6 protein-coding genes are annotated in these 6,429 nt (G+C 38.5%); 3 read left to right on the forward strand and 3 right to left on the reverse strand.

Translation table 11 applies throughout. The features are described from left to right. The first annotated feature begins 41 nt into the window (after nt 1-41). On the forward strand, nt 42-725 hold the full coding sequence (locus tag ABIL69_09470) for a 7-carboxy-7-deazaguanine synthase QueE (GenBank protein MEO0124212.1): 684 nt from the start codon (nt 42-44) through the stop codon (nt 723-725). A 45-nt stretch (nt 726-770) separates the two neighbouring features. On the opposite strand, the gene ABIL69_09475 is transcribed toward ABIL69_09470, so the two are convergent. Together ABIL69_09475 and ABIL69_09480 are read right to left on the reverse strand one after the other, a co-directional pair. Further along, the gene (locus tag ABIL69_09475) at nt 771-2,510 is read right to left on the reverse strand and encodes a FlgD immunoglobulin-like domain containing protein (protein ID MEO0124213.1); all 1,740 of its coding nucleotides are present in this window, start codon (nt 2,508-2,510) and stop codon (nt 771-773) included. A 75-nt stretch (nt 2,511-2,585) separates the two neighbouring features. Beyond that, a complete protein-coding gene (locus ABIL69_09480; protein ID MEO0124214.1) occupies nt 2,586-2,879 on the reverse strand; it encodes a hypothetical protein in 294 nt (97 codons plus the stop codon). A 318-nt stretch (nt 2,880-3,197) separates the two neighbouring features. Here ABIL69_09480 and ABIL69_09485 point away from each other — a divergent pair, with 318 nt between their 5' ends. Next, nucleotides 3,198-4,460 (forward strand): helix-turn-helix domain-containing protein, encoded by a 1,263-nt coding sequence (locus ABIL69_09485; GenBank protein ID MEO0124215.1) that lies wholly within the window; start codon nt 3,198-3,200, stop codon nt 4,458-4,460. Nucleotides 4,461-4,642: 182 nt separating this feature from the next. Here the strand turns inward: ABIL69_09485 and fbp are convergent, their stop codons facing one another. Then, on the reverse strand, nt 4,643-5,728 hold the full coding sequence (gene fbp, locus ABIL69_09490) for a fructose-1,6-bisphosphate aldolase/phosphatase (GenBank protein ID MEO0124216.1): 1,086 nt from the start codon (nt 5,726-5,728) through the stop codon (nt 4,643-4,645). A 121-nt stretch (nt 5,729-5,849) separates the two neighbouring features. Between fbp and ABIL69_09495 the strand changes: the two genes are divergently transcribed. Further along, the coding region (locus ABIL69_09495) for a hypothetical protein (GenBank protein ID MEO0124217.1) at nt 5,850-6,429 on the forward strand (580 nt) is incomplete at its 3' end.

The following is a 6,429-nucleotide window of genomic DNA, read 5'->3' on the forward strand; positions in this document are numbered from 1 at the left end:
ATTTTTTTTAGGAATAATTATGCAATTTTTACAATAAGATTATGACTGGATTTATCCGGGAGATTTTTACTTCAATACAGGGTGAAGGCGTCAGGGTAGGACAGAGGATGACCTTTGTTCGTTTTTTGGGTTGCAATCTATCCTGCAATTATTGTGATGTCCCTGAGTGCCAGAAAAAAGAAGGTAAATTTTTTTATAAAAACAAAAGTTATGATAATCCAGTGGAATTAGATTTTATTCTGGATAAGATTTGTGACGATATAATTTCTTTAACCGGTGGTGAACCTCTGCTCCAGCCTTTGTTTTTGCTGGATTTGTGCAAAGAATTGAAAAGGAGGGGTAAAATAATTTATCTTGAGACAAATGGAACACTACCCGGGGCATTTGAAATGTTGGTCGACCACATTGATATAGTTGCACTGGATTTTAAAATACCAACTGCTACGGGCAGACCGGGTATGTGGAAAAAACATGAAGAGATGTTAAAAATGGCAGCAAAAAAAGAAGTCTTTGTAAAGATGGTAATTAACGAAAATCTAATACCCAGAGAACTTGAACAGGCGGTTTCAATAATTGAGAAGATAGATAGAAATATCCCGCTTGTTATTCAACCAGTTTTTGGAAGTAAAATACCAAATATCCTTGATATCCAGAAGAAGGCACTTGAGAGATTGAGTGATGTCCGTATCATCCCTCAAGTGCATAAATATCTAAAACTGTCGTAACTTTACGAAATTTTTACTAAAACAAAGCTTGTATTAATTTCTTCTTTATTCAATCAATATTATTTTGGTATTTACACTACCATATTCTGTGTGCAGAGTGATAAAATAAACTCCGTTTGGCAATCTTTTACCATTCTCATCGCGTCTGTCCCAGACAATTTTATGCAATCCTGCATCCTGCTGTGAATTTGACAGAGTTTTTACTCTCTCACCCATTGAATTATATAGATTCAGATGCGTATAGCCTGAGTTTGTAAGCCTATACGAAATTGTAATTCTATCGCCAGAGATTGGGTTTGGTACAGCAAGAATAGGTCTTTTGTTATCAATTTTGGATTTTTCTTGTTCAATTATGCCGGTTATGACTTTTTTCGCATATTTTAAGGCTGTATTAGACCAGTCAACATAACTTATGTGGATACAATTGTTATTATCTATCGCAATAGATGGATGCCCACCAACACTGCCATTTGAATCAGGTACCTCAGTGACCCACCCGGTATTATTCCAATATGCGTAACCCAAACGTCCCTGACTTGTGGAACTTGCCCGGTAATAGGCAATATGAGGTCGGTCTAAGGCATCAAAGGCAATGCTGGTTCCACCGATATACAGGTCCCCTGAATGAGGATCTACGGAAGTAAGTTCCCAGTTAGAACCATTATATCTGGCATAGTCGCAATGGCTTGCACCCTGATAACTTATATGCGGTGTTGAATTATTATCTACTCCAATAGATGTGTAATAACCAGTACCACTTCTTTGGTCGACCCATTGTTTTGGCCATCCCGAACCACTATAATACGCATATTTACACCAGTAGCGATACCAGGTATAATCGTGATAACTAAAATGAGGATAATTATTATTATCTAAATCAATACCTGTATATCTTCCGGTATCATTGGCATCGTCAACACAGACAGTCCCCCAAATTGCACCAGTTTTGAATGCGTACATCAAATCACCACTGCCGCCATAGATGTAACTAATATGCGGATTTCCGTATGTGTCAAGTGCAATATCAGTATACTCACCCCTGTTACCCGTTGCATCCACAGTAACAGTTGACCAGGAAACCCCATTCCACAAGGCATATTTTAGGTCCCGATTCCCATCATCACAATAGCTGATGTGAACATTATTATTTGCCCTGTTAACAGCGATTGATGTCCATTTGCCAACATTACCACCAGCATCAATTGTCTGAATTACCCAGGTGGTTCCATTCCAGTAAGCATATTTTAAATCACCGTTACTATTGTCATAATAGCTTATGTGTGGTCTGTTAAGATTATCAAAGTCAATCCCTGTGAAATAACCAACATCCGCACTATTATCAACAGTAGAAATCTCCCAGCTTTGATTATATTCGGTAGGCGGGGCGATTGGATTATCTTCTTTACACTTACTCACAATCCGGAAGTAGCCACTGAAACAATAATTATTTGGATTATTTAAATCAGTAATTTTAATCTGATAATCTTCGCCAGATAGAATGTCTGCGGGAATATTCCATTGATAACAATATGAATTATTACAAACCGGTGTTATGGTTAAAAGATAAATCTTCCCTTTATAAAGTTCAAGGCGAAAATCAGAAGCACCATATTCAGTTCTCCAGGTTATAACAGGCATATCATTTGTGAACAGTATATCACCAAACAAGGGATTGGTGATATCTATTTTATGGGCAAAATTGAGTGATACAAAGATCAACATAACTGCAGAAATTTCAACAAAGATTTTTTTCCTTCTCAGGGCTGAAAATGAATTTAATTGCATAAATACCCCTTTTTTTCTTAATCATCAATTTGTTTTAATTTTCTATCTAATATTTTTAAGAAATTCCAATGTGCATTACTGCACTGTAAATTGGAATTGTATACCTCCTAATTGGGTTGGGATTACAATATTACGAAGCAATGAAGGCTGTTCAACATCGTCAATATATACTTGAAAACGTAGTGTATCTGTAAAATTGGTGCTGTCGCTTTTATAGACAATACCAGAAAGCTGATCACCCTTCTTCATAGAAAATTCATAATCTTTAGGTGTTGTTCCGGTCATTGGCTCTTGATTTCCCTGGTTTAATATATAGTATCCGTCAAATGCTACTGCCAGATTCTGTGGATTTGTGAGGCTGATTTTCACCTCTTTACTTTTAGAACACATAAGCGAACCGGCAAGTACACATACAACCACTAATGCAATTAATCTATTTATATTACCTCCTTTATATTAAATTATACATAGAATTTCTTAAAAGTCAAGAAAAAAAAGCAAGCGTTAACACACCTTGTTACCAGTTTCGAAAAGAGCTTAAAAAATTACTTGAAATAATAGGCCTCCCTGGTTATATTAAAGAGTTAGTAAAGCTTTCAAGAATAAGGGAGGCCCTATGGTTTTAAGTGATATTGATATTATATGCGTGATGATAGAAAAAGCAAGAGTGGAAAAAGGGAGGGTACGATGGTGAGCATAGAGTACCGAGAGCTGATGCGTTTGGATGCAGTAGTTGCGCGCAAAAAGCTGGTTGAGATTTATTACTTGCAGGCTAATCGCAACATTTCCAAAACCGCCCGGCTATGTGGACTTTCTCGCCATACAGTACGCAAACATCTCTACCGATTCTTTGCTGAAGGCGAAAGCGGTCTTAAAAATCGCTCCTGCCGACCACATTCATTTTACCGCAAAACACCGGATGCCGTAGAGCAATTGGTCTTAGAAGTCTTTAACAAAACCAACTATGGATTTCGCAGGATTGCCAAACTATTGCGCCGGCGCCATGGCATTAAACTATCTTATGGCACCATCGGTAAAATCCTTAAACGCCATCACCAATACAAACCCAAGATAAAAATTACCATCCGCAAAACCGGACGGCGCTACTATAATCACTTAGATTTTGCACCCTTTGAATTCATCCAGGCTGATGTCAAAGAAGTCATTGATGGCGATACCCTGCCCACCGAGGTTTATACCCATTTTTTGACCTTAGCAAAACAGGGTGTGCCCTTGTATCAATTTACCGCCCTTGATGTACGAACCCGGCTGCGATTTCTCGCCTATGGTCAACAGAAAAGCTTTTGTAATGGCTGGACCTTTATCGTTTTGGTTATGCACTGGCTGCGGGCGTTCGGGATTAAGCATAAAACCATGATTCAAACGGATTGGGGTGATGAATTTGGTGGTGATGAAGGCAAGAAAATTGAGAAAATGAACCAGCTGTTAGCTGGTTTGAATGCAGAAATTACCCGCCTCCACAAGGGTCGCAAAGAAGAAAATGGTCATGTGGAACGCAGTCACAAAACCGATGACGAAGAATTGTATATCCCCCTGGGATTGGAAATTAAAGATACTAATTCGCTGTTCTTGATCGCCTATAGCTGGGTTAGATACTACAATACAAAACGCGAACATGCCGGCGACAATCTTGACGGCAAGATTCCGATTGAGTATGCTAAAGAAGTTATGCCTGAGCTTAATTCTAATATCGCACTATTCCCACCTGTAATTTTAGACAACCTCAGTTGCAGTTCTTACTGGCAAAGTGGTAAGGAGGTGTGTGAACGCTACAAAAATCTTTATGTTTTTATTATGTTGTGCGATAAATCGCACCGCTACAATATCGCAAACCTGAAGGTTTGCCCTACGATTATTTTATTACTTCACCCTCACCTTTATCCTCTCCCTTCAAGGGAGAGGAGATTATTGGGGGAGTCCTCCCTTTAAGGGAGAGAAGTTTTCAGTAGAATGTAGCGGTCGGATTTATCAGACGAAAAAATAAATTTTGGCACCATGTTTTTATGTTCCATTATTGCGGAGCGTTCAAACAAATTTTACAAAATCTGCGGTAAGTTGGGGGGAGTAAAAAAGCCCCTCGGTTACGAGGGGCTTTAAAGTTAATTTATTTTTTACTTGAAACGCTCTTTTAGTTTATTTAATACCTGTGGTAGTGTGGTGTATTCCATTTCTGCGAGAGGTAGGCGCTGGGGTTCAAATGGTCCATGTCTGCGGATATAATCAGCGATTTCGTTTGCCTTCTGCCGGACGTGGTCATAACTCGGGTCGGCAAACATATCCCTTGGTCCAACGAGCATACCATTAGCAAGTTGAAAACCGAGTCCAATTACCCTTGGAGGTCCATCAAATCGTGTTGGATTTGCATCTTCAACTGAGACGGGCATAAATGGTCCCCAATGTGAACCGCGCATCCATCCGGTCACCATATAAGGCAGAGAGAATGGCTCAAGGACTTCACCAACCGCAGGTAAACCACTCTGACAGCGGACAATCATAACCGGGTCGTCTTTTCCAACATATCTACCGGCAAGAAGATTGACCTTCTGGGTTGATGTTGTTGCTGCGATAGTTCCATCTTTCTTATACACATTCTTTATAATATAATGCTCTGAAGCGCCGATTAGACATAGCAGATCATACATTTCTTCGGGCGTATTTAATTTTGCATTTTTATCATGGAAAACATCGTGGACCTCAAAGACAAATCCGTCATGCATACTCGGGTCAATGACAAGGCCAATTGTGTTGAAGGGGTCGGCAAACATTTTAAAAAGTGGATAATTCCAGGCACCCGGAGAGGTCTTGTCTGCAGCAAATACTATCACGGGTTCGCTTTTTCGCTCTTCAAATGTCATCTCTGCACAACCCGGTCCCATTCCTTTTACATTTCCGGAAAATGCATCGGTTAGTAAATCCTGCCCTGCGCCATAGAGTTTTAATTCCTTTGCGACATTTGTACATTCAACAAATATATTCCAGGCGAGTTTATGAATCTCCTGACAATCATTGCCGAGTCTATGGCTAATTATTAATTCAAGGTCATCCCCGCAATGGGATACATGAAAATCAACGATTGTGCCTTTATTTTTTTCGGCATCAAGCAATTGTATTGCCCGGGCAATGATATTGGGATGCATACTTGAGTGTCCAACATATCCCCCAATATCTGCCTTGATGACGCTCAAAGTTATTGGCATGATTTCCTCCTTAAAAAATAATTAAGAGTCAATGGGATATTATATAAATTAAATTAAAGTTGTCAATATATATAAATTCTTCCTTGACACTGAAGAATTTTTGGTTATCATTTTAATCTGGATGAAGGAAATATTAGAAGGGTTACGGTTGTTGAACAGAAAATTGAGCAGGGTTAATAAATTACTAACCGCATATTCCCGGCTCAAGGAAAAAACCATAGACAATGCATATTTGTTGGAGAAAAAATTAAACGAAATATCAAAAGAAACCAATGATTTACCTGATTTTTCGCTGAAAAATAAATTGCTTAACTGGATCAATAATGAGAAATCAGAACTTGATAAGATTAAAGAAGAATTTAGATTTTCTCTTGCCGAAAGAATAAAGGAATTTTTCCAAAAGGAGAATTGGCTGATAAAAGGACAATACCCAAAGTTGAGAATCGGTCTTTATACCTTATCATTGAATTTTGAATTCGGAGAGGCGACTCTGTATTTTGGACCCGAGATTGAAAAAATAAAGTCCAAAATCCCCCTTGAACCGGAGGCGATTTATCAGACAATAAAAAAGTTCGATAATAATCTTAAAAAAAATAATTTTGACCCAAAGGAATTTTATCTTGACCTCCAGAAGGCATACAAAAATTGTATTCTACTTTCCAATAAACCCTATGGTGAGAAAGTTTATCTTGTTGATGTTT

It is taken from the genome of candidate division WOR-3 bacterium (assembly GCA_039802005.1).
In the GTDB taxonomy this organism is placed as follows: domain Bacteria; phylum Hydrothermota; class Tepidihabitantia; order SM23-42; family JAOAFX01; genus JAOAFX01.

What these genes read in the sequence shown, in the direction of transcription:
- ABIL69_09470 (MEO0124212.1), top strand. Translation starts at nt 42, where the DNA reads ATGACTGGATTTATCCGGGAGATTTTTACTTCAATACAGGGTGAAGGC.
- ABIL69_09475 (MEO0124213.1), bottom strand. Translation starts at nt 2,510, where the DNA reads ATGCAATTAAATTCATTTTCAGCCCTGAGAAGGAAAAAAATCTTTGTT.
- ABIL69_09485 (MEO0124215.1), top strand. Translation starts at nt 3,198, where the DNA reads ATGGTGAGCATAGAGTACCGAGAGCTGATGCGTTTGGATGCAGTAGTT.
- fbp (MEO0124216.1), bottom strand. Translation starts at nt 5,728, where the DNA reads ATGCCAATAACTTTGAGCGTCATCAAGGCAGATATTGGGGGATATGTT.